The 25,787-nt window shown below is 45.9% G+C and carries 22 protein-coding genes and 1 tRNA gene; 13 read left to right on the forward strand and 10 right to left on the reverse strand.

Annotated elements, in window-relative coordinates; genetic code table 11:
* On the reverse strand, positions 1-780 hold the full coding sequence (locus EXU85_RS30730; RefSeq protein ID WP_142775744.1) for a Nif3-like dinuclear metal center hexameric protein: 780 nt from the start codon (positions 778-780) through the stop codon (positions 1-3).
* 369 nt (positions 781-1,149) lie between these two features.
* Between EXU85_RS30730 and EXU85_RS30735 the strand changes: the two genes are divergently transcribed.
* The 4 genes from EXU85_RS30735 to EXU85_RS30750 all read left to right on the forward strand — a co-directional run bounded on the left by EXU85_RS30735 (position 1,150) and on the right by EXU85_RS30750 (position 5,070).
* Positions 1,150-2,535, forward strand: coding sequence for an MATE family efflux transporter (locus tag EXU85_RS30735; RefSeq protein ID WP_142775745.1), 1,386 nt, complete (start codon positions 1,150-1,152; stop codon positions 2,533-2,535).
* A 181-nt stretch (positions 2,536-2,716) separates the two neighbouring features.
* Positions 2,717-3,994 carry a GTPase HflX gene (gene hflX / locus EXU85_RS30740; protein ID WP_142775746.1) on the forward strand — a complete coding sequence of 426 codons (1,278 nt, stop codon included), beginning with the start codon at positions 2,717-2,719 and terminating at the stop codon, positions 3,992-3,994.
* A gap of 58 nt (positions 3,995-4,052) precedes the next feature.
* A tRNA-Arg gene (locus EXU85_RS30745) sits at positions 4,053-4,124 on the forward strand.
* A gap of 535 nt (positions 4,125-4,659) precedes the next feature.
* Positions 4,660-5,070, forward strand: a complete 411-nt coding sequence (locus tag EXU85_RS30750) for a hypothetical protein (protein ID WP_142775747.1) — start codon at positions 4,660-4,662, stop codon at positions 5,068-5,070.
* A gap of 162 nt (positions 5,071-5,232) precedes the next feature.
* Here EXU85_RS30750 and EXU85_RS35565 read toward each other — a convergent pair whose 3' ends face one another.
* The 3 genes from EXU85_RS35565 to EXU85_RS30760 are packed head-to-tail and all read right to left on the reverse strand — an operon-like array spanning position 5,233 to position 7,086.
* On the reverse strand, positions 5,233-5,370 hold the full coding sequence (locus tag EXU85_RS35565; RefSeq protein ID WP_168207898.1) for a hypothetical protein: 138 nt from the start codon (positions 5,368-5,370) through the stop codon (positions 5,233-5,235).
* A gap of 1 nt (position 5,371) precedes the next feature.
* The gene (locus tag EXU85_RS30755) at positions 5,372-6,178 is read right to left on the reverse strand and encodes a hypothetical protein (protein WP_142775748.1); all 807 of its coding nucleotides are present in this window, start codon (positions 6,176-6,178) and stop codon (positions 5,372-5,374) included.
* Between the two features lie 2 nt (positions 6,179-6,180).
* Positions 6,181-7,086, reverse strand: coding sequence for a DUF488 family protein (locus EXU85_RS30760; protein ID WP_142775749.1), 906 nt, complete (start codon positions 7,084-7,086; stop codon positions 6,181-6,183).
* 763 nt (positions 7,087-7,849) lie between these two features.
* Between EXU85_RS30760 and EXU85_RS30765 the strand changes: the two genes are divergently transcribed.
* Positions 7,850-8,554, forward strand: a complete 705-nt coding sequence (locus EXU85_RS30765; RefSeq protein ID WP_246859317.1) for a hypothetical protein — start codon at positions 7,850-7,852, stop codon at positions 8,552-8,554.
* A 332-nt stretch (positions 8,555-8,886) separates the two neighbouring features.
* Here EXU85_RS30765 and EXU85_RS30770 read toward each other — a convergent pair whose 3' ends face one another.
* The 5 genes from EXU85_RS30770 to EXU85_RS30790 all read right to left on the reverse strand — a co-directional run bounded on the left by EXU85_RS30770 (position 8,887) and on the right by EXU85_RS30790 (position 16,161).
* Positions 8,887-9,987: a response regulator gene (locus EXU85_RS30770; protein WP_142775750.1), complete on the reverse strand. Its 1,101-nt coding sequence runs from the start codon at positions 9,985-9,987 to the stop codon at positions 8,887-8,889.
* 4 nt (positions 9,988-9,991) lie between these two features.
* Entirely contained in the window at positions 9,992-13,795 is a 3,804-nt protein-coding gene (locus EXU85_RS30775) for a PAS domain S-box protein (RefSeq protein WP_142775751.1), read from the reverse strand.
* 115 nt (positions 13,796-13,910) lie between these two features.
* The gene (locus EXU85_RS30780; protein ID WP_142775752.1) at positions 13,911-14,654 is read right to left on the reverse strand and encodes a response regulator; all 744 of its coding nucleotides are present in this window, start codon (positions 14,652-14,654) and stop codon (positions 13,911-13,913) included.
* 372 nt (positions 14,655-15,026) lie between these two features.
* Positions 15,027-15,878: a M12 family metallopeptidase gene (locus tag EXU85_RS30785; protein WP_142775753.1), complete on the reverse strand. Its 852-nt coding sequence runs from the start codon at positions 15,876-15,878 to the stop codon at positions 15,027-15,029.
* Positions 15,868-16,161: a hypothetical protein gene (locus EXU85_RS30790; RefSeq protein WP_142775754.1), complete on the reverse strand. Its 294-nt coding sequence runs from the start codon at positions 16,159-16,161 to the stop codon at positions 15,868-15,870. Before EXU85_RS30790 ends, EXU85_RS30785 begins: the two co-directional genes overlap by 11 nt.
* 510 nt (positions 16,162-16,671) lie before the next feature.
* Here EXU85_RS30790 and EXU85_RS30795 point away from each other — a divergent pair.
* Together EXU85_RS30795 and EXU85_RS30800 are read left to right on the forward strand one after the other, a co-directional pair.
* Positions 16,672-17,553, forward strand: a complete 882-nt coding sequence (locus tag EXU85_RS30795; RefSeq protein ID WP_142775755.1) for a LytTR family DNA-binding domain-containing protein — start codon at positions 16,672-16,674, stop codon at positions 17,551-17,553.
* A 121-nt stretch (positions 17,554-17,674) separates the two neighbouring features.
* Positions 17,675-18,436 (forward strand): hypothetical protein, encoded by a 762-nt coding sequence (locus tag EXU85_RS30800; RefSeq protein ID WP_142775756.1) that lies wholly within the window; start codon positions 17,675-17,677, stop codon positions 18,434-18,436.
* 34 nt (positions 18,437-18,470) lie between these two features.
* On the opposite strand, the gene treZ is transcribed toward EXU85_RS30800, so the two are convergent.
* Complete coding sequence (gene treZ / locus EXU85_RS30805; protein ID WP_142775757.1) at positions 18,471-20,381, reverse strand: malto-oligosyltrehalose trehalohydrolase; 1,911 nt, start codon at positions 20,379-20,381, stop codon at positions 18,471-18,473.
* A gap of 381 nt (positions 20,382-20,762) precedes the next feature.
* On the opposite strand from treZ, the gene EXU85_RS30810 reads away from it, so the two are divergent.
* Genes EXU85_RS30810 through EXU85_RS30835 form a run of 6 tightly spaced genes read left to right on the forward strand, consistent with a single transcriptional unit; the run spans position 20,763 to position 25,779 of the window.
* Positions 20,763-21,614 carry a hypothetical protein gene (locus EXU85_RS30810; protein ID WP_142775758.1) on the forward strand — a complete coding sequence of 284 codons (852 nt, stop codon included), beginning with the start codon at positions 20,763-20,765 and terminating at the stop codon, positions 21,612-21,614.
* A gap of 11 nt (positions 21,615-21,625) precedes the next feature.
* Positions 21,626-22,483: a DKNYY domain-containing protein gene (locus EXU85_RS30815; RefSeq protein ID WP_142775759.1), complete on the forward strand. Its 858-nt coding sequence runs from the start codon at positions 21,626-21,628 to the stop codon at positions 22,481-22,483.
* 6 nt (positions 22,484-22,489) lie between these two features.
* Positions 22,490-24,034, forward strand: coding sequence for a YgcG family protein (locus EXU85_RS30820; protein ID WP_142775760.1), 1,545 nt, complete (start codon positions 22,490-22,492; stop codon positions 24,032-24,034).
* Positions 24,035-24,065: 31 nt separating this feature from the next.
* The gene (locus tag EXU85_RS30825; RefSeq protein WP_142775761.1) at positions 24,066-24,326 is read left to right on the forward strand and encodes a hypothetical protein; all 261 of its coding nucleotides are present in this window, start codon (positions 24,066-24,068) and stop codon (positions 24,324-24,326) included.
* Between the two features lie 27 nt (positions 24,327-24,353).
* Positions 24,354-24,614: a hypothetical protein gene (locus EXU85_RS30830; RefSeq protein ID WP_142775762.1), complete on the forward strand. Its 261-nt coding sequence runs from the start codon at positions 24,354-24,356 to the stop codon at positions 24,612-24,614.
* Entirely contained in the window at positions 24,598-25,779 is a 1,182-nt protein-coding gene (locus EXU85_RS30835; RefSeq protein ID WP_142775763.1) for a hypothetical protein, read from the forward strand. The genes EXU85_RS30830 and EXU85_RS30835 overlap by 17 nt, the downstream gene beginning before the upstream one ends.
* Positions 25,780-25,787 lie beyond the last annotated feature (8 nt).

Consider the following 25,787-nt stretch of genomic DNA (forward strand, 5'->3'; position numbering starts at 1 on the left):
TTACAGTTTGCTGAGTATTGTTGGTTCATGAACGATGCACTCAATAGAATAGTGTTTGTGTAACAGATTAGCCAACTCACGTAATCCCCAAACTTCGCTTCGGCGATGGCCAACAGCAATAAAGGCAATGCCCGTGGCATCAACTGCCTGTTGGCCGGGTTTACGATACGACCCCGTTAAATACATGGTTGCACCCTTTGCAGCCGCTTCCCGGACAAGCACATCCGTCATGGCTCCCACTACAGCAACTCGATAGCTGGTGGGTTGCCAACCGGCGGTACCTCGTCCGGCTTCAGCCCGATCATACCCTCCGAACATGGCTTTGACAGTTGTAAGCCACTGATCAAATTCCTGCGGGGGAATATCAATAAGCATCCCGAGAGGTCGGCGGGGCAATACCTTGCCAGCCTCAGCGCTATCTTGTTTATAGCCGATTGGCTCTAAGCTGCCAATAGCTCCCATTTGCTTCGCCAGTCGAGGATTATAGCCAATTGTCAGGGTTTCATCAAAGGGCAGATGGTGCGTCAAAACTCCGAGATCAGTCGGCAGACTCGTTAAGTCGAGCTGCCAGGGCCGGTGTAGCCAAAGGGCGTCGATATGCGTCTCACTGACCCAGTCTGCTAGTTTAGGAAATGGCTCTAAGGCTAGGCCAAGCCGTCGGATCGGGCGTTTGGACGGGTAATAAGTCCCGCCCTGCTCAGTGCCAGGATAGCGATCAGCCGCCAACTCATCTCGCAGAAAATCAGCAATATCGTTTAAATAGAATGGTGACGTAGGCATAGGTAAGAGAATGTAAAATGGATAATGTAGAATATAGAATGTAGAATAAGGCACCCTAACAGTTGTGCTCATTCTACATTCTACATTATCCATTTACTTAACTGCATGCTCATCGGATAGTTTGTGGATGACCGTTCACTAAACCAAATTTGGTTTTTCAAAAAAGAAAATTGTAAGTTTGCAGCCTTAACTGCAACCGCCCGTCGGTTAGCCAACGCCCATGAAGTTCCTCGCTTAAAAACCCAAGCGGTTTTTCATTTTTTCTTCAGAGTACCGCCACCTGCTTCTGCTTCGGTGGTCATTCACGTTTTTCAGACCATTCATTCGCTGTCAATAGCCCGCTGGGCTTCGGCATATTCTTTTGTTCCAATGACCAAATTCTTTCGGTTATTCCTGGCCGCATTGCGTGGTTCGGAAACCAATTTTACAACCGGCAGTATTAACCGGGCTATTTTTCTGCTATCGGTGCCGATGATTCTGGAAATGGTGATGGAGTCACTCTTTGCGGTGGTCGACGTCTTTTTTGTGGCCAAAATCGGTACGGAAGCCATTGCTACAGTGGGCCTGACGGAGTCGGTACTCACTATTGTTTACTCCATTGCTATTGGCCTGAGCACAGCAGCTACGGCACTGGTATCCCGTCGGGTCGGCGAAGACAACCAGCGTGGGGCGGGGCATGCGGTTGGGCAGGTTATACTCGTGTCCGTTGCGCTGGGCCTGTTTATGGGCGTAGTCGGTTTTGTCTTTGCCGAAGACATCCTGCGCCTGATGGGTGGGGACTCAAAACTTATTGCCAACGGGGCCGGGTTTACGCGGATGATTTTCGCCAGTGCGCCCGCCATCATGCTCCTGTATACGCTAAGTGGCTGCCTGCGGGGTTCAGGCGATGCATCGGTAGCGATGCGCTCGCTATGGCTGGCCAACGGCGTAAACATCATCCTATGCCCGGTATTCATTTTCGGTCTGGGGCCATTCCCGGAAATGGGTGTGATGGGCTCGGCAGTGGCCACAACCATTGGCCGATCTATGGGTGTACTGTATCAGCTTTACGCCCTGACGCGGGTGAAAGGGGTTATTCAGGTTCTCCAGTCAGATGTGACTCCTGACCTGAGCTTAATCCGTAATCTGCTTAGTTTAGCCATTGGTGGTACCAGCCAGTTTCTGGTTGGATCCGCCAGCTGGATATTCCTGACGCGGATTTTATCTACGTTTGGTAGCGACGTAGTAGCTGGTTATACCATCGCCATTCGCATTATTGTATTCACGATTCTGCCTTCGTGGGGCATGGCTAATGCCGCTGCCACACTAGTTGGACAGAATCTGGGGGCTGGTCAGCCCGAACGTGCCGAAACCTCCGCCTGGCGGGCGGCTTTCTGCAACATGCTCTTTTTAGCTGCCGTTGGCATTGGCTTCTTCCTGGGAGCAACCCCCATCGTCGGTTTGTTCGACAATAATGTTCGCGTCGTCGAAATTGCGGTCGAATGCCTTCGCGTATTTTGCCTGGGTTATCTATTCATGGCGTATGGAATGGTGCTGAGTCAGTCGCTCAATGGCGCGGGCGATACCCGAACGCCTACACTCATTAACATTGTATGCTTCTGGGTGGTTGAAATACCACTGGCCTATACACTAGCTCATCTGCTGCATTGGGGACCTCCGGGGGTATTCTGGTCGGTGGCAATTAGTGAGACGTTGCTGGCTGGTATCGCCATCTGGATTTTCCGCCGGGGACGCTGGAAAACCGTTCAGGTGTGATGGCGTTGAATCTGTCTTGACCTACGCCATATCTTGGAGATATGGCGTAGGTCAAGACAGATTCAACGCCGAAACTTTTACCGAATAGTACCCGTTATAATTTACAGGCCTATAGCTTATTGCGCAGGATTTACGCCCTTGTTCGCAGGCTATAAACGCCTAATCACCTCTAAGAATTTACATGATCGACAACACAAAACCGCCCGAAACCGCTGTGTTGGTCGCGCTGATTACGCAAAAGCAAACGGCCGACCAAACGAAAGATTATCTCGACGAGTTAGCCTTTCTGGCCGAAACATCAGGCGTTACAACCATCAAATCGTTCACCCAAAAACTGGAACATCCCGATAACCGAACGTTTGTTGGCAAAGGCAAACTGGAAGAAATTCAGACGTTCATTCTCGACAATCCGGTTGATTCCGTCATTTTTGATGATGACCTGACGCCTTCGCAGGTACGGAATCTGGAAGAGAGTTTTAAAGATGTTAAAGTACTGGATCGCAGTTTGCTCATCCTGAATATTTTCTCGATGCGGGCCCAAACCGCCCAGTCGCGGGTGCAGGTCGAGTTAGCGCAATACCAGTACATGTACCCACGCCTAACCCGCATGTGGAGTCACTTAACCAGCCAGAAAGGCGGTGTGGGGATGCGCGGTCCGGGGGAAAAAGAACTCGAAACCGACCGTCGGATCGTGAAAGACCGAATCTCTTTCCTGAAAGAGAAACTGGCCAAAATTGACAAACAGAGCCAGACGCGCCGGAAAGAACGCGACCGCCTGGTGCGGGTTTCCCTGGTTGGTTACACGAACGTAGGCAAATCGACGCTGATGCGTACCATGGCGAAAACCGACGTATTTGCCGAAAATAAACTCTTCGCCACGGTAGATTCAACCGTACGAAAAGTGACGCTTGGCAATATTCCGTTTTTGTTGACGGATACGGTTGGTTTTATCCGCAAACTGCCAACGATGCTAATCGAGTCGTTTAAATCGACACTCGATGAAGTCCGCGAAGCAGATATTCTGGTTCACGTTGTCGATGTATCACACCCGAATTTTGAGGAGCAGATTGAAGTGGTCAACGCAACGCTGGCCGACATCAAAGCGGCCGATAAACCCATGGTACTGGTCTTCAACAAAATGGACCGCTTTGTTCCGAAAGACCAGTGGATAGAAAAACCCGATCAGGACGACGATGATGAGTTCATTGACTCGCACGAAGAGGTAGCTATTCCGATGGCCGTGCGCCGAAAAACTGCGCTGGAGTATCTGAAAAAGACGTATCTGGCCCAAAAAGCGGACTATGTGGCCTTCATCTCGGCAGAAACCGGCGAGAATGTAGGCGAACTGCGCGATTTGCTCTATACGCTGGTGAAAGAGAGACACTTCCAGATTTACCCCAACTGGGTTAACGTACCGCTCATCGAATCAGCGGAGTACGGCGATGGTTTGGCAGGTTGAGGTATTTTTGGCAATTTTGCAGTTATAGCGAGCGGTCAACGTTGACCGCTCCTTTTTTGGTCTCGTAGTTCAACGGATAGAATAAGCGTTTCCTAAACGCTTGATACGGGTTCGATTCCCGTCGAGACTACACAAAAAGCCCTTAACTATTTGACAATAAAATAGTTAAGGGCTTTTTGTGTGGAATTAACCTTAAACTTCCGGTGTAACTCAAGAAATTAGAAACAAAAGAACTAAACTATTTTGCAGCTATTCATTTTTATACTTTTTTCGATGATTATTGTCTTTATCAGGTAATGGTCACTTTTGAAAAGTAGTATTAATCTTACTTGATTCGCTTATCATTGAAATGGGTTAATTCTATGAAAAAGGGGCTTTTTCCTGTAGGCGGTAGAAACCCTGGTTTAAACTATTGGCTCATCTCATAAGGCTTAGGAAATTCTAATGCTTACTATAAAGACCTTCGTTATCAATGTCTTGATATTAAGCGTAATTGCGTACAATAATATGTTGGGTGGCGGGTCCAAAATGGGCTCATAATGCGGGTTATCTGCGACAGGTCGCACGTCTCAACAGGTAAGCTTTGGGGCTCGTTGGGTCGGTTTCCGGTCGACAAAGTAAACGCCTGGGTAGGGCAGGCTAAAAAACCATGAAGTAGACATCTAATGAAGCTCTACGAAGATTTGAACGGACTTTACTTTCTTTTTGACTTCAATGCTAGTCATGGTGAGCTATTGCTCAGGAAGCACAAAAGTGGTGGTACTTTCAATACAGATATACGATTCAAAGGCGTTCATAGTCTGAACGTAATTAACAGATTTAGGGGACTGACGATATTTGCTGTTACCCAGGTAGAGAGCATACTTTGCGATATTGGCGAAGCCTCCAAATTTGTCTTTAAACTGATCGACAATAAAAGTCAACTTGAATGCTTTATAAATGCTTCTGCGTTCGGCGTTTATCAAAATACTCTTGATTCTGAGGTCAGCAGTTTAGGTGAATTTGCGTGGTCAGATGAAAATGAGTGCTTGTACTGGTCAGGTGAAGATGAACAGTTGAGTAGAGCTTTCAATTAAATAAGGCGGGTCTCGTGCGACAGGAAGCACGTCCCATAGGAAAGTTGGCAGCCCAACATGATGAGTGTGTAAAGGTGCAAGTGTCTCGCATTCAGGCAATTGACTCGCCAACCATCAACACTCATTGGCGTTGGGTGAACCGGCCATAAAGTGCTTACATTTTCAGGTCGCGGGCGACAGGTTGCAGGCCGCAGAGGTCAGGTTTTGCTCGTTCGGCAGATTACGGTCGACAAAGGGAACGCCCCGGTTAGGCAGCGTTTGGGCTTGCGGAGCAGCGTCTGTGCAACAGAGAATTAACAAATTAGAAGAGGCTCAACTGCTGTATCTTAGGGGGGTAATAAACACCTATTATTGAGAATGGGTTGGAGTAATTCTTAGCGTGTTCAACGTACCTCGTACCTAAAAAAAGGTACAATTCTTTCTTTGCCATAAATTCGTCAAAGTATCTGTCTCTAACCTTTTTAAGGGCAATATCTTCGTTTCCGTTTGCATCAATCAAACAATTCCAATACAAGGCTCCAATCTCCCAGTCTTCTATTAATAATTTGCTTCTCTTTCCATTACAATCTTCAAAAATGTATCTAAACTCGTAGGGAAGTTTTCTAACGACCTCAAATTTATCGTTCCGCTCCTGAAATATGTTACCCTGTTTTAGGGCTTCAAGTTTAGCCCTGTCCCACTCTCGTTCGCACGGCGTTACATCAAAACCAATAATTTTGCTTGGCTTGAACATAGCCAAAGACGTTTTCTTAGTTTTTGCTTCACTAATTAAGACGCTTAGGTCATTATACACGTTCTTCAATATCCAATCGCTACGATGAATCCACTGCTTTTCCGTACCTATATGTCCTACAACATCTGGAACGGAATCATAACTATAAGGTCGGTAACTTTCAGGTCGGAAGTCTTTATCATTTTTTACCAAATCAATTTCTATCCAGTCGTATTTAGCGTACTGTTTTGCAAAATCCAGTTTACGAAATTGAATTGGATAAATCCTGATCCATTCTCCGTTTTCGAGAATACCCGCCGTGCAAACCAACTCCTCATAAGTTGAGGAAATAGCTGGATAGGTTTTAACTGTGATGAGAACTTTCGTTTTTGCCACCTTTAAAGATGTTTCAATTCATAAGACCATTCTGGTAGTTCGGTAATTGCTTTGGCTACTTTACTTCTATGGCACTGACAAGGAGCTGCTTCAAAACACGTCAAAGCCACCCGGCTGTATTTGTCAAGTAACGACAAGATGCCGTACAGATTATCTGTTTGATTTACTAAATATATGTTCTCAAATTCAGCGAATAAAACATCATAATCCTTTTGGGTTTTCAAATTCTGTCTCTTTTCTGAGGGAATACCTAAGTTTGGAATATGAATATATTTAATACCCAACGACGTACATACACTGTTTAATGTTGTTTTGGAAAAGCCCATTTTTTGACTCAAGGCATTACGACGTACATCACAAAGTACTTTTACATTATTACGAATAAGCTTATTAAAGTATGCTTCAATTGTGATTCCCTCGTAACCTATCGTGAAGAGGGCCTTATCTTGATTAGTTGAAGCATATTGCTCTACTCTCTTCAACTCTTCTACATTTAAGATTTGGGGGGCCTTCTCGCTTCTTATCGCGTAGTAGGGATATTTAAGATATGTTGCCTTAATAAGTTGGTCTGTACTGTGGTTCTTATATACCCGTGCTATATGATTGATATGAGATTTGTCATCGTGAGTCAACATCCCTTGATAATTTTCAACTTTTGTAATATGCCAACCTGTATCTGATTCAGACACTATACCGTAAGCTTTTAAAGCCCTTAAGTCCCAACTTGATTGATAGGAGTAACAGCCAAATCGGTGCGGCACAAAATCAAATGAAGGTTTACTCTGCAACTTTGAGACTAACAACAGTAATTTTTGAAGGTCAGTCTTACCTAATTGACCATCAAAGGCTTGCAGAAGTGCTAACAATATTTTTCTACGGTAATACAGCATGATTGCAAAAATAGCCATTTCTGTGCCACTTTTATTATATTTCGCATCCTCAAACCAGTAGGGCAGGTTCCCGGCGACAGGCAGCAGGCCGCAAGGTCAACGCGGGCAGGGGTGTAAAGGCTCCTACGTCACCATCAACCCCTGCGGTGGTTGGGTGGCGGGTCCATGAAGGGAGTTCGTTAAACCGTTGCCCATAGGCAGGCTACGTGTGAGAAAGTAAACGCCCCGTCAGATTATATTTAAGGTTGCGATCCGGCGACAAGCCGTTAAATTAACAAGTCATAATTTTGAACTCTTGAAGAATGTCAGTCTGGAAGACCCCTACATTTTATCTCCGTAGTATTGCCACCTTTTTAGTCATTGTCCTGATTGATTGGTTAATTGAATCGGGTTTTCAGCTTTTTCGTAGTCGAAGTTTTTTTGAAGTTACAGAGAACTATAAAATTCCATTCACCTACTTAGCTGTAGCAGCGCCATCGTTTATTCAAATCTGAAAAAATCTGATTAGACTTGGCATTAGTAAGTGCGTTGTTGTCTGCTCCGCGTGGGTTGTCTCTGGCGACAGGCTGCTTATCTAGGAGGAGGGTTCGCAGCCCGACCAGCAGGGGGTATAAAGGTGGCAAGTAGCTCGTGGGCAGGATCCTAGTTTTCTCATCCATCAGCCCCTGTGAGCGTTGGATAAAATAACCAAGTCGAATTAGCAAATCCGATTTAGTTTATAAATCACGTAAAACTAGATCAAACCAAGAAGCTCTCAACTTAGTAGTCAAAAACGGCTTTTATGAATATGGAAGAAAGAAACGTAAAACATCCGTTTAAAATTATTCTTGAAAAATATATTTCCGAGATTCTTGTTATTTTTATTGGCATTTCAATTTCCTTTTTCTTTGATGAATGGAGAGAAAATAGGAAAGATGATGAAACAGTAAAAAAACATTTTACTGTTTTAAGAACAAATTTAATACAAGACACGCTGAAACTAACAGTTATGATAAACCATGGTCGTAAATTAGTAAATAGCATCAATAAACTGACTTATTTTAAACTTGATTCAGATATAAAAGATAGTATTAGTTTTCACATTGACAACGCAGGCAGTTATCTGGTTTTTAAGCCAAATCAAATGGCTTATGAGGAAATTAGACAAACTGCACATACAAATTTAATCAAAAATGATTCGTTAAAAACGTTATTCTTATCCTATTATACATCAACAATACCTTATTGTATAGAATGGTGTAAAATAGATGAAACGCACACGATGACACAATTAATTCCAGAAATGAGTAGCTATTTCCCAGTCGTTATTGACTCATTAAACCTCGTTTCTTCACAAGAAAAGATTAAAGCATTAAGAATAAAAAAATTAAGAAATTTACTTCTAGCAAATGCTGTATATAAAAAAGAGACTATAAACACTTTTATCTTCACTAAAAAGACAACTATAAATCTTCTTAAAAAAATTGACGATGAATTAAAAAAGTAACAAAGTCGGGCAGGCACCTACATCGCCAGCGACATATAAATTCATTGGCTGTTTGTCCAGATAGCTATTTGTATGTGTTACTGTATTATACTAAAGAAGATCCCCTGTTAAGGTCAAGAACTACAAAAATTTATTTGTTGAAAATTTACAAACACTAAAAGAGCCAGCCCGAACTGCTGAGGTTGAAAATAAGGTTGATACGTTAGTGACTATATATCTGGCTGGTTTTATTATAAAAAAACTGATGAAACGGAATGGATGTGGTCTTTATCAACCAGCCAAGCGTATACAACATAACACGCACTAGTCTACCGGCGGGTAGGCGTTGAGGGTCAGGCAACCACCTGCGGTATCCACATAGATACGGTCGTTTCACCTTCTGATGGGCTTTCAATGGTTAATCGACCGTGGTTTAATTCTAAAATCCGTTTAACAATGGATAACCCCAGGCCAAAGCCCTGCTGCTCGTACTTATTTCGATCAAATTGTTTGTAGGGAGCTATCTGATCGCAGTATTCTTCCTTAAAGGGTTGTCCTTTATTTGTGAAGGTAAAGCAATAGTCTGTTCCATCAGGCTTGCCCACCAGCCGAACGGTTTGCGTTGAGCCGGAGAACTTAACGGCATTATCGAGTAACTCTCCCAAACATATTTTAAGGTTCTCCTCCGAAATCTGGAGCGGAGCGCTTTCCACATCAAGCTGATAGGCAATCTCCCGGTCCTGCCGATGCTCAACCGCCAGCATGTACGTGTCAGCTAGGGCTGCTGTTATGGTTGCACATCCCGTTGAAAAATAATTATAATCAATATGGAATGGATCAACCTGCTGCAAGACATCCATTAGTTGAATGTTATCTAATGATCGTTTTAGGCGCAGGCCGCTTAGCTTAATCATTGTCACCATGGATACCGTTTCTTCGCTATTAAATTGTTGAAAATCATCAATCAATAAGGAAGAAAAGCCAATGATGCCGGCAAGGGCTGTATTATATTCGTGTGCCGTAACGGAGGCTAAGGTGTGCCGATATTTTTCTAACCGGGTAGTTAAGTCCGCTTTTCGCAAGGCTTCCCGCTGCAAACGACTTGCAATTGTGCGCAGTAAGTTCTCCAGCGTAAAAGGTTTTGTCAGGTAATCATCTGCCCCCAGATCCATTCCCCGGCGCATATCGGCCAGGTCTGATTTAGCCGTTAGGAATATAAACGGCACCGTAGCAATCGACCGATTATTTCGAACTACTTCCAGTACCTGGTATCCATCAACCTCTGGCATCATGATATCACAAAGGATCAGATCGGGTGGTTTCAACATGGCCTGACTTATCCCTTCCCGACCATTGGTAGCGGTTTCTACCTGAAATCCCTGCAACATCAGTAGTTCTTCTATGTTTTCCCGTATCTGAACATCGTCTTCAATGAGTAAGATTTGAGTAGCCATGCGTTCAGTTCTGATTGTGAGGACGTTCGTTTAGTGAGGAAGAAGCAGTAACCAGACCAGGAAGTGTTGGATTGGCTAATTCAATCGGCAGGACAATAGTACACGTAGTCCCTTTTTTCTCTTCGCTTTCAATGTTAAAATGACCACTATGTAATTGTACAAATTGCCGCGCAATAACCAGTCCTAAGCCTGTTCCTGGAATACCGTTTGTGTTACTGGCCCGGAAGAATGCCTGAAATAACGTTGAAAGATCCTTAGCTGGTATGCCAATTCCTTCGTCAATTACTTGTAAAACAAAGTTATTATCATTGAATAAGATACATAATGATGGATTGGTTCTGGAAAATTTAAACGCATTCGACAACAAGTTAACCATAACATGGCTAATCAATTTAGCATCAATAAAAACCTGACGGGGTATTCCTTCTACTGTAAACTGAACAGTGCGGTTATCGCCCCGCTGATTGAAATGAGTAGCAATGATTTCTTTGCAAACCGAAACAATATCCACTTGCTTAGGCCTAAAGCTTATTTTCCCCGCTTCAATTCGACCAATGGTCAGAATATCGGTAAGCAAGTTGCTAAATTGGTCGATCTCTTTTTCGATCACAGCCAGATGCTTTTGAATAGAAACCTGGGCCTTAGCTACCGGCAAATCCAGGTACAACCGAATTAAATCGACGCTGGATTGAATTGTTGTGAGCGGGGTTCGAAACTCATGGGAAGCCGTAGAGACAAACTGCGACTTGAGTTGATTCAATTCCTGTTCCCGTGCTAGTGCCTGCTGTAAAACCAGTTCCTTCTCTTTCTGACTGGTAACATCATTAATAATACCAATTTGCCGAATGGCTGTACCTGCTTCATCGCGAATAATAAAGGTGCGAACAAATAGCCAGCGCACGGACTTATTCTTCTCTTTTAGACGAAAATACAGCTGACCTTCCTCACCCGCTTTGTACTGCTCAACAAGATGACGAACAGCTGCCAGATCCTCCTTCAGTACGGTATCCATGAATGAGTACGGATTTTCATGCAGGCGTTCAAAACTGGTATTCCATACCCGCTCGTAAGCTGGGTTAACATAGAGTAGTCGGAATGGATTGGCCGAATGAATCCAAAAAACTTCATCAACATTTTCAGCAATTTCCCGAAATCGCTGTTCACTTTCCCGTAGAGCGGCTTCGGCCCGTTCCTGTTCGGTCACATCCCAGATCACACCAATACGCCGAATAGGCTTCTCCTGTTCATTTCGAATTACTTTACCACTCGCTTTAACATAACGTACTACTCCATCTGGCCGCACAATGCGGGTTACATTCAAAATTGTATCCTCCGGCCATTTAAAATTATGACGTTCCAGAAATGGGGGGCGATCATCGGGATGAATCTTGCTCACAAACTCCTGATAACTCAGGTAAGGTCGTCCAGGGGCAAGGCCAAAAATTTCCCATACCCGATCATCCCAGATTACCCGATCATTTTCCATATCAATTTCCCAAATCCCCTGACCAGCCGCCTGAGTAGCCAGTTTAAGTCGCTGATTTAGGCTTCGTAACTGTATTTCGTTCTCCTGCCGCTCCGTAATATCACGGGCAGACCCATATACGACATTATCAATACCAATGGCATTCCACTCAATTACTCGATAGTTACCATCTTTTCTACGCATCCGGTTAATCTGATTGCGAACCGGTTGCCGGAGAATGTCAATCAGTAAATTTTTATAGACAAACTTCTGCTCATCGGGATGAATCAGGTGTAAGAACAGGATCGATTTCAACTCGGCCGCCGAATATCCCAATGTTGCCTGAAAGGCTCGGTTAACCTCCGCAATATTTCCCTCACTATCCGAGATGCAGTGCATATCCAGAGCCCCTTCAAAGAAGGTATTCAGCTCCTGATTTTTCCGCTGGAGCTTTACTTCGGCTGTTTTTAGAGCAGAGATATCCGTAGAAATTCCTACATAGCCGATAGTGACCCCATCGCCATCCTGTAAGGCACTGGCGGCTAACAGGATAGGTACCCGATACCCGACTTTAGTAATAGCCACACATTCGCAATAAAAATAGCCCTGAGTAGCCAGCGCATCGGCGAAAATATTAGCAAGGGGTAGAGCTTGTTCTCCTAACCGATACGCAATGGTAGGTAGTGGATTGCTAGGAGATCCGGGTTCAAGGTAAGCCATTCGCCCAATCAGTTCGTCGACCCGGTAGCCTAATAGGTTTTCACTGGCCTGGTTAGCGGTCTGGATTACCCCATGAATGTCTGTCGAGATAATAGCCTGCCCGGCATGTCTTAAAATTGCCTGGTGCAAAGTCGACAGGCGTCTGATTTCCCCCGTACGTTCCTCTACCCGCTGTTCAAGTTGTTCGGTGTAGTGTTTAAGCTGGTCATCCAATTGCTGCTGATACAAAACAACGGCTAAAGGACCGGCCAATTCCTGAGCAATTTGCTGGTATTCCTCTGTAAAGAAATGCGGATTAATCGATGATAGGGAAAAACCGCCAATGCATTCTTCCTGACGATATAAAGGTATGATAACCAGCGAACGGGAACCTCGCAGGTAGGGATTTATTTCATCGGGTATACCAGTTGAATCTGTCTCCAGATCAGGATAATAAATGGGTTGATTGGGCTTATGGTTTCGGAGGAACCGCTCATACAAAGAATGAGATGCCACGGTTAACTCTGGATTCATATCCAGTTTTCCCTCCAATACCCGGCACTTAACTACAATCTGGCCAGTGGCACTATTAATTTGAGACACTGTTATCCGGTTACAGGGAACCATGAAATGCATATAGTTCATGGCGATCGACAGCGGAGATTGATCGGCTAGCCGATGGTTAAGCAGTGCCTGATCAATGGCATGTAAGCCTTCCAGGCGGTGATTGGCACGCTGGATCGCGGCTTCCTGTTTTAAGCGATACAGTACATTAGCAACCAGCGTACTAAAAGTTTCTAAGAGAGAAACGACATTTTGATCCCAGGCTTGCGGCTTATTGATTGTATAGAATCCAACAAATCCCTGTGTTTTCTGTTCCTGGAGCAGTGGTATAGCAATCATTGAATTAACCGAAATAAACTCAAAAAAGGCTTTTTCATGGATTGACTCTGGACTAAGCTTATCAACCTGCAGGCGAATGGTCTCCCCTTTTTCCAGCGTTGGGCGCATCCAGTCAAAACATTCTCGGGGTCTGGTCTGAATTTTACTTTTCCTGTAAGCTATGCGCGGAGCACACCACTCGTGGAGGCAGCGTCCTTCCTGGTAGTCGTTTGAATAGATGAATACCGACGCTCGCTCGGCACCGATATACTCACTAACCTGACCTAGGGCGTTAACAATATAGTCATCAACCTCTTCGGTTTTTAGGGTTATAAACCGACTTGCAACGGCCGACAAAATCGACTCCATGGCCAGATGTCGCTGTAAGTTGTACTCCGACTTTTTCTGTTCGCTCACATCCTGTACGTTAACCATCACCAGATCGTCCAGACGGGTTAAGGTAACATCATGCCATACAGTTTCTCCATCCAGCCGATACTGTTTTAGCAGCCGTTGTGCTTCGCCCGTTTGCAGAACGGCTACCAGCGGATGAAAGAAATCATTTTCCAGAGTTGGCTCATAGACTTTTCTGACGATATGACCAACCAGTTCCTCCTTCGTTTGCCGAAGCAGGTGAGCAAACGCCGTATTGACTCGCCGATAACAGAAATCGGTTACTTCGCACTGGCTATTCCGGACAGGCTCTAGAAAAGCGACACCCTGCAACGACGCATCAAACCAAAATTCTAAAAGTTTCTCCATGTCTAACCAGGGTAACCTAGTCGACTGGACTAGCACGCTTTCGATGTAGGCCCAGCTGATTTTATCGCTTCTGATCAATTCGTATAAAATCAATAGACCTTAAATTGAACGAACACTAACCAGCCAACCATTCTTTAAAAGACCGAAACCGCGCTTTAGGTAAGATGACCTCCTGAGGTTTTCCGCCAATACTGACAAACAAACAGTATTTACCTTTATCCCAGTAGGAATATTTCTGAACACTTTTCCGATGCAGAATGACATTTCGGTTAACCCTAAAAAATTGCTTTCGGTCGAGCTTAGTCGTTAAGGTATCCAAACTCATATCCAGTTGAAAGGTGCCCAGTGGGTGCCACACAAAATACCCTCTTTTGTGGGTGAAGAAGTAAGCGCACTCCTCCGTCGATAGGATCATATGCCCTTTATCATCGCGACCACGGATGGTTTTTAAATGACTGGTAGAGGGAACCAAATTAACTTGCTGTTGCTGGTTCCTTTTGAGTCGACTGTCAATCGCATTTAACAGATCGTTTACCTGAAATGGCTTGGTCAGGTAATCATCGGCGCCTAAACCCATTCCTTGCCGCAAATCCATCATATCTGCTTTGGCAGTCAAAAAGATAAATGGGATATGAGCGATATCTGGATTGGCTCGTATAGTTTCCAGAACCTGGTAGCCGTCCATATTGGCCATCATAATATCACACACGATCAGATTGGGTTGCCATTCTTTAGCCTCATGGATTCCTTGTATGCCATCCTCAGCCGTCCTTACTTCATAACCATTGGCGGTTAACAGTTCGGCTAAGTTTTCCCGTATCTGCGCTACATCCTCAATGACCAGTAGTTGAATTGACATGTGTGAATAATAAACAATAGAGTATCACAGATCGCTTTTTACTTAGGTAGGCAGTTTGGATAAGAACAAGAACCTTTGCGCTAGCGATATGCTTACAATAAACCCAATAAAATTTGTTGAGTGCCTGGCGTGCTTGCAGGTAGTTACGCTGAAACCGTTTCGTAGGCCTGAAGAACTACTATAGGCCGGTTGAAAAGAAAATTAGATACTTACGGGCTAGTAGAGCAAGAACGCAAATGTACATAAACAGCACTTCAAAAACAATTAGTTTACCTACCATCCAACAGGCAATAAAACGAACATAGATCATTACAAAAATTCATTGCAAGTTTACATCCCTTTAGCCGCAATAGGCTGGTTTTGCTCAACAGGTTACGGATACATATATCCGATTGTTTTGATATCTGTTGCAGACAAACCCTGACGTTGACCTATAAACGTTGAGCCGTCTTTTTTGGTCATCGTAGGTAGGCCATTTTTAGAGAAATCATACGAACCATACAGCATGACCGACCCAAAATCCAACCCACCCCCAGAATCAAACCCATCCATACCCCGCTGAGCATAGGTCTGAAAATCCGGTTCGTAACCGGTCTGGATATTGCCCGTATGGATGTTTACATACACATCCCGATCCACCCGCGACTGTTCGTGCCACAACCCCACCGTGTGCCCAATCTCATGAATCGTATTACCTGTTGTGCAGCCACTGGCCAGGTTGATATACTGCTGACTCCCGGCATAGCCCACATTGGAGGAACAACCTGAGCCAACCCGAAACAAAACATAGCCGCGTTGCGTGGTACGGGGAACAAAGCGAATGGGGGTGTTGGCTTCCCAGTGGGCCATGGCATCGGTGACCCGAGCCTGATTGGGCAGTGCCGGGTCAATGGTGTAATAGACGATTTTGTTGGGCCATCGGAGTGATGTTTTGACTCGTCCGGTTCCCTGGGTGTGGAGTTCGGAAGGTTGCTTAAGGTTATCGGGCAGCAGCAGGATATCGCTCTGGAAGACAGCCTGATCGCCCACAAGGAAGTATCTGATGGGTTCTCCGTTAAGGAGACCAGTTGTCAGAACGCCCCGCTGGTTAGGAAATGCCTCTTCAGGACGGGTAGAAATGGACACTGGTGAGATTTGGAAGGCCTTTTCTGCCTGATTTTGTGAGCAACTCAGGAGAGTTGTGGCAAACATACAGACCAGCGAGAAAGTATAGCTAATTTTCATGATCAGTAAGGTTAGAGGTAAAAAAAGAGCTTAGTAAACGTTCACTGTTTTTTATAGTACGGCTGGGTTTGATAAAGAAAGTCATGCAGCCCAGATCAGTGCAGCGATTTATGTCTGCTGACCTGGCCGATGTACTATAGATGATAATTGAAATAGACTTAAAGCCAGAGTCTCGCTTGAGCAGACGCAGTACCTCATAATCGGTGAGCAGGGGCATCTGCCAGTAGTGCTCATCCCGGTCATCATCAACCATGTAAATCGGAGGGTTCTGATAGTTATTCATATGGTAGGTAGTAGACAGTCGATCCCTAGTAAACCTACCAGGAGCAGTAATACGAACCTACCAGGCAGGCTAAGCTTCTGTGTGAGATCACTATTTTCTTAGACGAAATGACCTAAATAATCAAAAGAAAAACATGTGGTATTCACATTTTAATTATACACAACATAATACTATTACTCTCCTGGCAATGGCTGTAATCCAACAGACTTTATTAAACGTTTGCGCAATTAGGATACCTCGTAAAATCCACTACACATCTTTCGAAACGTGTTCTACCTATCGACTAACCAAGCCCTATTGATTTATTTTAGTAACATTATAGTTACGTTTTATCAAATAAATCAATCAATAATTACTGCAAAACTATAATTGAAAATATTGTTATATCTAGACCACATCATCCAGATGCATGATTTTAATCATAGGATTTTAGCACTATTTTTTATTCACTTTCGATTAGTAGTTTTTTTTAAGGCCTATTCTTGCTAGATTTTGTACTCTATATATACTATGTTTCCTCTTACACGCCTACAGCACATTTTCCTACAGTTGGTCGCTATTCCTCTGGCGGCTCTGGTGGCCTCGCATGTTGTGTTTAGTCAGGTGTTTCCAGGGCAAGCGGGCTATCAGTTTCCCTGGCCGTATTTTCTGACGGTTGTTACCGTCATGTTTTCCTGTTGGGAAGTCAATATGCTCATTTTTCGGTGGCTGGATACGCGCCTACCCTTCCGGCAGAATCCGGTTCGAAGGTTAAGTGCTCAGGTGCTATTAGGCGGTGTTTGTACACTATTGACATTCGCAATCGTTTTTCCTCTGGCCCAGCGAGTCTATATGAATCACTGGCCTCCTGTGCATACGCTCCTCAAAGGTCTTACCGTTTGTATCACACTGGCTACTATAGTCAACGGAGGGTATTCGGGACTTTATCTGCTACGCGCTTTTTTTGCGGAACGCCAGAAGCGTGCCGATCACTTGACTGATGATTTCTCACTAGCCGCTGCAAGCCGTTCTACACTACCTTTATCAACGCCACTTGTTGCAGTTGAACTTAGTACAGGACAAGTTTGGCTACCCGTAGACCAGATTGCTTATTTCTACTCGACGGGTGGTTTGGTTTTATTAGTTAAAGCCGATGGACAGCAGGTAGCAACTCGCTATTCTTCGTTTTCCCGACTGCAGGAAAGCCTGGACAGTCTGTATTTTTTTCAACTCAGTCGCCAGTTTATTGTAGGCCTGGGCGCTGTACGGTCTGTTCAGGATGATGTAAATCGTAAACTTGTGGTTACGCTCGCCCCCGCCCTCCACAAGCAACAGGCGAGTCAGGAGGTAATTGTCAGTCGGTACCGAAGTCTTGAACTCAAAAAATGGCTCCAGGCCTCGTCGGTACACTGACCATTCATGCTTCTTTGGGGTACCATTCATAGATGTACTGGCAGTTAGGGAGTGCGGAGTTGGCTGGGGCTGGCTTCCTTTGTGAGCGTGGGCAAGGGTGCCTGCTAAACCAAGATGCTTTATGAAGCCCAATCTATCTCATTTATACGAAGCTACTCCAGTTTGGTTAGCGCTGTTTTTCACTCTCACCACATGTCTAACAGTGGGGCTCTTGTTCACCGCTATCCGTCAGACTTCTGTTCGTGGTGCCAGCCAATTTCTTATGGTAAGTTTTAGCTGGCTGGTGGTCTTAGGCCTGTTAGCGCATAATCAATTTTTTCAGCAACTCGACGCCAAACCGCCCCGTTTTGTAGTGGTTTTGGGCCCACCGTTATTGGTGATAATAAGCTTATTGATTACCAGCAAAGGCCGTCTCTGGATTAATCAATTACCATTATCGCGATTAACGTTTTTGCACATTGTTCGTTTACCGGTCGAGTTAACCTTATATGGTCTGTACTTGTATCAGCAGGTGCCCCAACTGATGACATTTGAAGGTGGGAATTATGATATTCTGGCGGGCTTAACAGCGCCTGTTATCTTCTACTACGCCTTCAAGCGGAAACAATTGTCTCCCCGCTGGTTATTAGTCTGGAATGTGGCTATGTTAGGTTCGGTCCTGAATATTGTTGGTCATGCCCTTTTAGCAACTCCCTTCCCATTTCAGCAACTGGCCTTTGATCAGCCTAACGTTGCCATACTAAAATTTCCCTATGTCTGGTTGCCGGGCTTTGTTGTTCCGGCGGTTTTATTTTCCCATACAGTGGCTATTCTGCGATTGGTAAAGGTTTTTTTTAACCACAGAGCGGTCCGTCGTTACGGCACAGAGAACACAGAGGTATAGAAAATCTCTGTGTTCTCTGTGGCTAAAATTTTTATTACTTGAGGTTTGATTGATTCGTATAAATCAGAATAGACTCGGGTTGAACCACAACAGATTCATTGCCAGCTACTAACTGCGGAGCCGATAAGGGGCCTCGCCATTTCGGATCGGCCGAATCCAGAAGCTTCTGCCAGGGTTTCGTACTAGCAGCCAGCAAAAGTGATCGGGGCTCTTTCGAGAAATTCATCAGGCAAACCACTGTCTCTGGCTCGGCTGTCTGGCCCGTTGAGGGCTGTTTATGTTGCCGGAACAGGGTGAGCGTTTGCCGGATTTCATCAGCAACAACGGCCACCGATTCGCGGTTTGGGTGCCGTAAGGACGAATGCTTACGTAATGCCAGCAACGTCTGGTAATATCGAAAGAGCGTCTGGTGCGGCTCCTTTGTCAGGCGCGCCCATTGGAGTTTCGACCGCTCGAACGTCCGCTCATCCTGTGCATCGGTTGCTTCTACAACAGGTGCCTCTACGCCAAGCCCGCTTCCCTCGGCAACAGATGCCTGAAAAGCGGCAAATTCCCGTTTACGCCCTTCCCGAACAGCGTCAATCAAAGCAGGGTCAGAATGGCTAACGAAGTACAGAAACGGATTCAGTTCACCCCATTCTTCGCCCATAAACAACATGGGCAAATAGGGACTACTGATCACAGCACCAGCCATTAGTTTCTGCATATCAAAGCTCACCAACTGACTGGGTCGCTCGCCCAGCATTCGATTGCCAATATGATCGTGATTCTGGGAGAACACCACAAACTGTCGTCCGGCATGGCCTGCCGTTGATTTCCCAACAATCCGGGCGCGACGGGGCATGTAGGTGCCATCGTACACATACGCATCCTTATAGGATTTGGCCAGGTGCTGAATCCCATTATAGTCGGCGTAATAGCCTTTTCGTTCGCCACCGGCCGCTACCCGAAGCGCATGATGAAACTCATCGTTCCACTGAGCATCCATACCGTAACCCATATCGGCCAGCGACTGAATAAAGCGCGTTTCGTTTTGATCAGACTCCACAATCAGGTAGTGTATCTGTCCGGTCTGCTGCATCAGTTCATCGACATACTGCTTGATCTCCCGCAACAGGTGGGTTTCCCGCGCATCGTGAATTGCATGAGCGGCATCAATCCGTAGCGCATCGATATGGAAATCCCGGAACCACATCAACACATTTTCGACAAAATAGCGTCGGACACTATCGCTGTAGTCGCCATCGAAGTTAAGCGCATTGCCCCAGGGCGTCTGGTAGCGTGTTGTAAAATACGGGCCGAAATCAGCAAAATAATTCCCCTCCGGGCCCATGTGGTTATAGACAACATCGAGCACCACGGCCAGCCCTTTCCGGTGGCAGATATCGACTAGTTGCTGGAGACCTGCCGCGCCCCCATACGAGTACTGCACGGCGTAGGGGCAAACACCATCGTAACCCCAATTGCGCGTACCGGGGAATTGGGCCACCGGCATAATTTCAACGGTGTTTATGCCCAGCTCCAACAGGTAATCCAACCGACTTTCGATACCGGCAAAAGTACCTTCAGGCGTGAATGTTCCCGTATGAAGCTCATAAATTAGATAGTCCTCAAGCGGTAGATTTTGCCAATTGGCATCCGTCCAGGCAAATTTTGCCAGATCAACTGCCTGCGATGGACCATGTACCCCTTCCGGTTGAGCCAGCGATGCCGGGTCTGGCCGTTCCATTGTCCCGTTCAGAACAAACTTGTAGGTATCGCCGGGCTGAAGTTGATTGATGGCTGCCTGCCAGTAATTTCCATCATTTTGAAGCGGTACCGTTACGTCCCGGTTACAAAAACGAAGATCGACGGATTGGGCCAGTGGTGCCCATACGCGCACGCATGTAGTATCGGCAGTAAACGTAACGCCCAGTGTCCGGCGGTTAATAAGTGCTTGATTCATAGGTTGAGCTAGTGATCTGGTAAGCAGTCAATAAAACAACCAGCTACTAGCCTGATGTGTTGGCAAAACTGAGTGAATGCAGTAGCGAATAAGCCATATATCAAGCCACTTCTGCCGGTTTTCCCGGTGTTCCCTCCACTTATCAACCCGGCCAAATCAACGCAGATAACAGCCTTAGTTTTAGCATGAATTAGTAATCAAACTAACCAAATACGGGAATGGAGAGGGGGGAGAGTTTCACCAAACCAGGCTTCTGGAAGCCTTTTAAAAAGGGACTAAGGCGTTTTCTGGAACAACGTTTTGACTGGATCGCATTAATCAGTATCACCTTACTTATTCTATTTATTCTGGTCATTTTTTAGCGTTTATCGAACCATTAGTATGAATCAGGGTACACTTTTTCAGGTCATGGTCTTCGGTGCACTATATGCCGTTGGTTTCTTCATCGTGTATTTAGTTGGCCGGCGTAAATCGCCCAGAAATGCCATTCAGTATTCGGTAGGTAGCTGGGTAGGGCTGATGGCAGTTGTACTGGTTGGTGATGGCCCCAGTTCATGTGTACTCTTTGTTATCCTTTTTCTGGTGTCGTTTATCGTCTTCCGCAAAAAAGCAGACATTAGCCTACAGGCCTTTTTTACGGCAAACCATATCTACAAAGCGGCCACAGCTCCAGAGCAGGTTTCTACCCTGTTAGGCAGCCAGTATTATTCCTGTGCCGATGTAAAGATGACAGTCCAAACGGGTGAAGAGATTTGCTTTAACTGGTGGCAGGGAATGACCTCATCGACAGGTATGTCTGGCAATGCTCATGTGACAACCTTCACATATTATCTGGCAGTTTCATTCGCACCTAACACCATTAGTGAGCAATTCAAACGGGTTGCCCGTGAAAAAATAGATACGTCAGGATTCACCTTTCGGCAGAAATTCAACCGATTCTTTGTGCTGGACACCGTTACGCCCATCCGAATTGCAGAAACAGAGAACGGTAGTTTCGTGATCATCTGGCAAACCTATCACGACGTCGAACGCTTCAGGTATTACATCGACTGGCTAAAGGCAAATCTATCGGGCACGAAGAAATTAGAGCCGGTCGAAATGCCGATTGAGCGTGAACCAGTACCCATCCTACTACCTGAAACACCTTCGCTTCCGGTTATTCCGTCCAGCCGACAACACCATGAACAGGCGCTGGGTAGGGTGCCAAAAATCTACGTCCATAGCGCTCGCTAATTTCCTGAATCATGAATGTTATCCTCAAACTGATGAACGCTTTTTTGGGTCTAGTTGGCTTACTTGTGGGTGGTCTGGTTCTATTAAGTTGTGGCCCAAGTTCACGAAAGGGCTACCGAATCGAAAAAGGCGACGTAGTCCTTTATACTGGCTGGCCCGCTAATCGGGCGGTCATCGGTGAAGCGGATGCAGCTTCATTTACCGCCATCAACGACGAGTACGGCAAGGATAAAAACCATGCGTTTTACCTCGGCAAAATCATCCCAAATTCAGATCCCATCACCTTTACGTACCTGGCCGGGAGTTATTCTAAAGACAAAGCCAGGGGTTATTCCCGCGATCAGGTAATCAGTACTGACGGCCCTCATTTTACCATCGTTCCGAACCCCAATGAAACGGCTACGAATGTATCGGCAGAAGGCATCGCCTACGCCCGCGATAGTCATCAGGTATATAAAGATGTTATGCCCATCAACGGGGCCGACCCGGCTACGTTTGTTGTTGTGCCGATGTTCAATGGCTATTACCTGACGCATGACAGCAAACGGGTTTATTTTCAGGATAGGCCAATGGAAGGCGTAGATGGAGCGACGTTTCGGAAAGTGTCGGACTTTAATTTCAACGATAAACACGGCGCCTGGGGATTAGTGCTGGGCCAGTATACCACCTGGAAGCCACTTGAACACGTTGATCTGGCCACGTTCACGGGTGTGGGAAAATACTATTCCAAAGACAAACAACACGTCTATTTCAGCAACTATGCAGTAAAAGGAGCTGACCCCGTCACGTTTCAGGAAACAGAGTACCTCCAGGGCAAGGATAAATACAGAATCTATTCATCGGGCTACAGCGCTACCAATCAAAACTAACTCACTATGAACCAGAGTAGTATCCGATTGATCGTTTTCTTGTTTCTGCTTATTGGCGGAGGAATTACACCGGCTGTTGCCCAGACCTACACGCTTGAAACGGTACCCAATCCAAAGCAGAGCCAAAGTTCATACTACGTGAGCAATCCGGATCATATCCTATCCAGTGCCACCGTTAGGCAGATTGATCAGATGTTGGGTAAGCTGGAAGATTCTACCACCGCCCAGGTAGCTGTTGTGTGCCTCAACTCCATTGGCGAAAGCATCCCCAAAGACTTTGCCACGGCACTGTTTCGGAAGTGGGGACTGGGTTATCAACAGAAAAATAACGGTTTCCTGGTTCTGTTAGTGAAAGACCAGCACCGGATCGAGATGGAAACTGGTTATGGGCTCGAAGGGATTCTGCCCGATGCCATTTGCAAACGTATTCAGACGGAGAAGATGATCCCACTAGCCAAAACCGGCGATTTCGACGGGGCCATGCTGGTGGGTGTTCAGGAGATAGCCCGGCTGATTAGTGAGCCGGAAGCCGCCAAGGAAGTTTATGATAAATCGAAAGCGAAGTCGTACCAAAAAGGAAAACCGCTTGACGATGGCGCGATCATCGTTTTCTTTTTCCTCTTAACCCCCGCGTTATTAGCCCTCCGGCTACTTCTATTTTTCTTCAGAAACCAGAATCCCATTGCCGACAAAATCGAAATCACGATCTCGCAGTCAAGACGGCGCTTGCTCTGGGCATTTCTGCTCTACGTACTCATGCCGGTATGCGTCGGGTGTATGGTTGTCCAGCTTCGGGATGATCACTGGCTTCACAGCTGGCAAATTCTCCTTGTCTTTTATGCCTATCCAGGCGTAGTTCTATGGGACGCCCGACGGCGTCGAATCAATACATTCAATCAGCTTTTCGGCACCATGACCGAGTCGGAACGGTATGTACGGTACAAGGCCGCTCAGTTCAATGGTCTTGGCAATATCCTGCTGTATCCCATCCCCTTCTGGTGGATGAAAAAAGAGGATGAAAAAGCACTGTACGCCATTCGAAATGCAAACCGAACATCGCCAGAAGGTTACCAGTTAACCAAAGTACCGGTAACGCACCGAGATGCCTTTTTGACTGATTATCAGAAAACTGAACAGAACCTGGGTACTGTCGACTACGATGTCTGGCGCAACGATACCCACGATAGTACCCAAACCATCGGTTACGAGAACTTAAACAATACCGCATACCAACGCTGCAAAAAGTGCGGATCAAAAGCGGAATATTTAGTCAGAAATCGAGTCATAAAAGAAGCCACCAGCGAGCGCGAAGGCCGGGGAGCCCATGACTATGAGTGCAAAGCCTGCGGCCACCACCACGAAACACAGTACACAATTGCAATTGCCCAGGGTAGTGCCAGCAGGCCATCCAATTCGAATTCGTCTACCACCTATTCATCATCGGGCAGCAGTAGCGGTAGTTCCTGGGGCGGATCATCCAGCAGTTCGTCCAGTAGTAGCAGTTGGGGTGGGGGTAGTTCTGGGGGCGGGGGCGCAGGCAGTAGCTGGTGATCACTGAAAGGTCACCTTACCCACTCAGCCAATGTGCTTCAAAAAATACCTGAAAACTCGTCAACTGGAAAAACAGATTCGGCAACTCACCGAAACTGAACGGCAGATCATCCTACAGGCATCGCCCTTAGAATTGGGACTTTTTCAGGGCGAAGGCTTTCACGTTTTCCGGAAAAGCGAGCCCGATTTTGAGAACGCCTACGTCTATGGATTGGGTGAAATTTCGAGACAGGAAGCTGAAGACTGGATTATTAGACAATACCTGTTGACGGAGTCGGAAAAGAACCCGTAAAGCTTCAGCAGTAAACTTAGTAACCCAATGTGGTTCAAAAACTATTTCCAAAATCGCCGAATAGCGAAACAACTTAAGCGATTGACCGAAGCCGAACGGCAGGCCATTTTGGACGAATCACCCTTAGAGCATGCCTGGTATCAGGGTGAAGGGTACCACATTTTCCAAAAAAACGAACCTGATCATGATAAAGCGTATGTCGCGAGTGTGGGCGAAACGTATCAGCGGGTTGCCGACGACTGGATTATCAGACAATACTTACTGGCCAAAGATGAAAATCGCGATTAAGGTGTTTATGGGATTTCTAGCACTCTGCGCCGTGCTGGGCGGCATCATGAGTTTTCTGTGGGGGCGTGCCGCCAACAGGAACGATTACTTTGCTACAGATGCGACCGTTAGGCCGCTTCCTCTCCCACTACCCTTTCCATCTGGCCTGATTTATCAATCTTCGCCAGACTCGTCAGTGTTAATTGGGAGCCAAAAACGAGAACCCTCCCTTTTCGAGATTAGCGCCTTTGATCGGGCAACGGCCCATAAACTCTGGCAGTTGCCGTTTACAGGAACTATAGTGGGCCAAACCAATGCGCGAATTCTGGTGTACGAAGCAACGACCTCAGCCGTACATTTTATAAACCCACGAACGGGCCAAATCACCCGGACGGTGTCACCTGCTCCAGCTCCACTCACCAATCCATCAAGTCTTTACACTGGTATGGCCTTTACCGATGACTTGTATCTGACAACGAAACCGCTTTACAAACAGGTTGTTAGGGATGGAAAAGTTGATACAAGCTGGAAAATCGGCATTACGGCTAAACATTGGGAAACAAACGAGACAGCCTGGTTTCTGCCCCCCGTTCAACAAATCGTGATTATTGAGCACCCGCCCATAGTATCAGGTGATAACGTATTGGTCATTAATCCCGAACAGAAAGTTGGCGAGGGACATTCGTATCAGGTTATCTCATTGAAAACCGGCGCAGAATTACATCGGTCCGTTACGGAAGGCACTTATTATTCGCCTGGCAACGATCAATTTTTCGAACGCACCAACACCTTTGTCCGACAACTCGATCCCTTCACCCAAAAAGAGCGTTGGCGTTTGAACGGCAACTTTTCCTTTGGCCAGTTGTGGCAAATCGGGGATCAGCTGACCATACTCTCCCGTCATCCCGATGGCGCACACAACTCCATACGTATAGTCGCTAGCGTTAGCGGCCATATACTTAGCCAGTTTGATGTTCCTTTCTTCAACGACACCGCTATCAAAGGCGCTTATCTTATCCGCGACAACCAGGTATTTCTGCATTTCGATCAACCCAATTTCGCAGAACCAGGCACGCTTCTATACGACTATTGGGTTTGTTATGATCCACAAACCCAACAGGCCTTATGGCGTACCGATTTTCACAGTGAATCAATCAGCAGTTTACTTCCATTTATCACCCTTTAATCAATCAG

The sequence above is a fragment of the Spirosoma sp. KCTC 42546 genome, from assembly GCF_006965485.1.
Classification (GTDB): domain Bacteria; phylum Bacteroidota; class Bacteroidia; order Cytophagales; family Spirosomataceae; genus Spirosoma.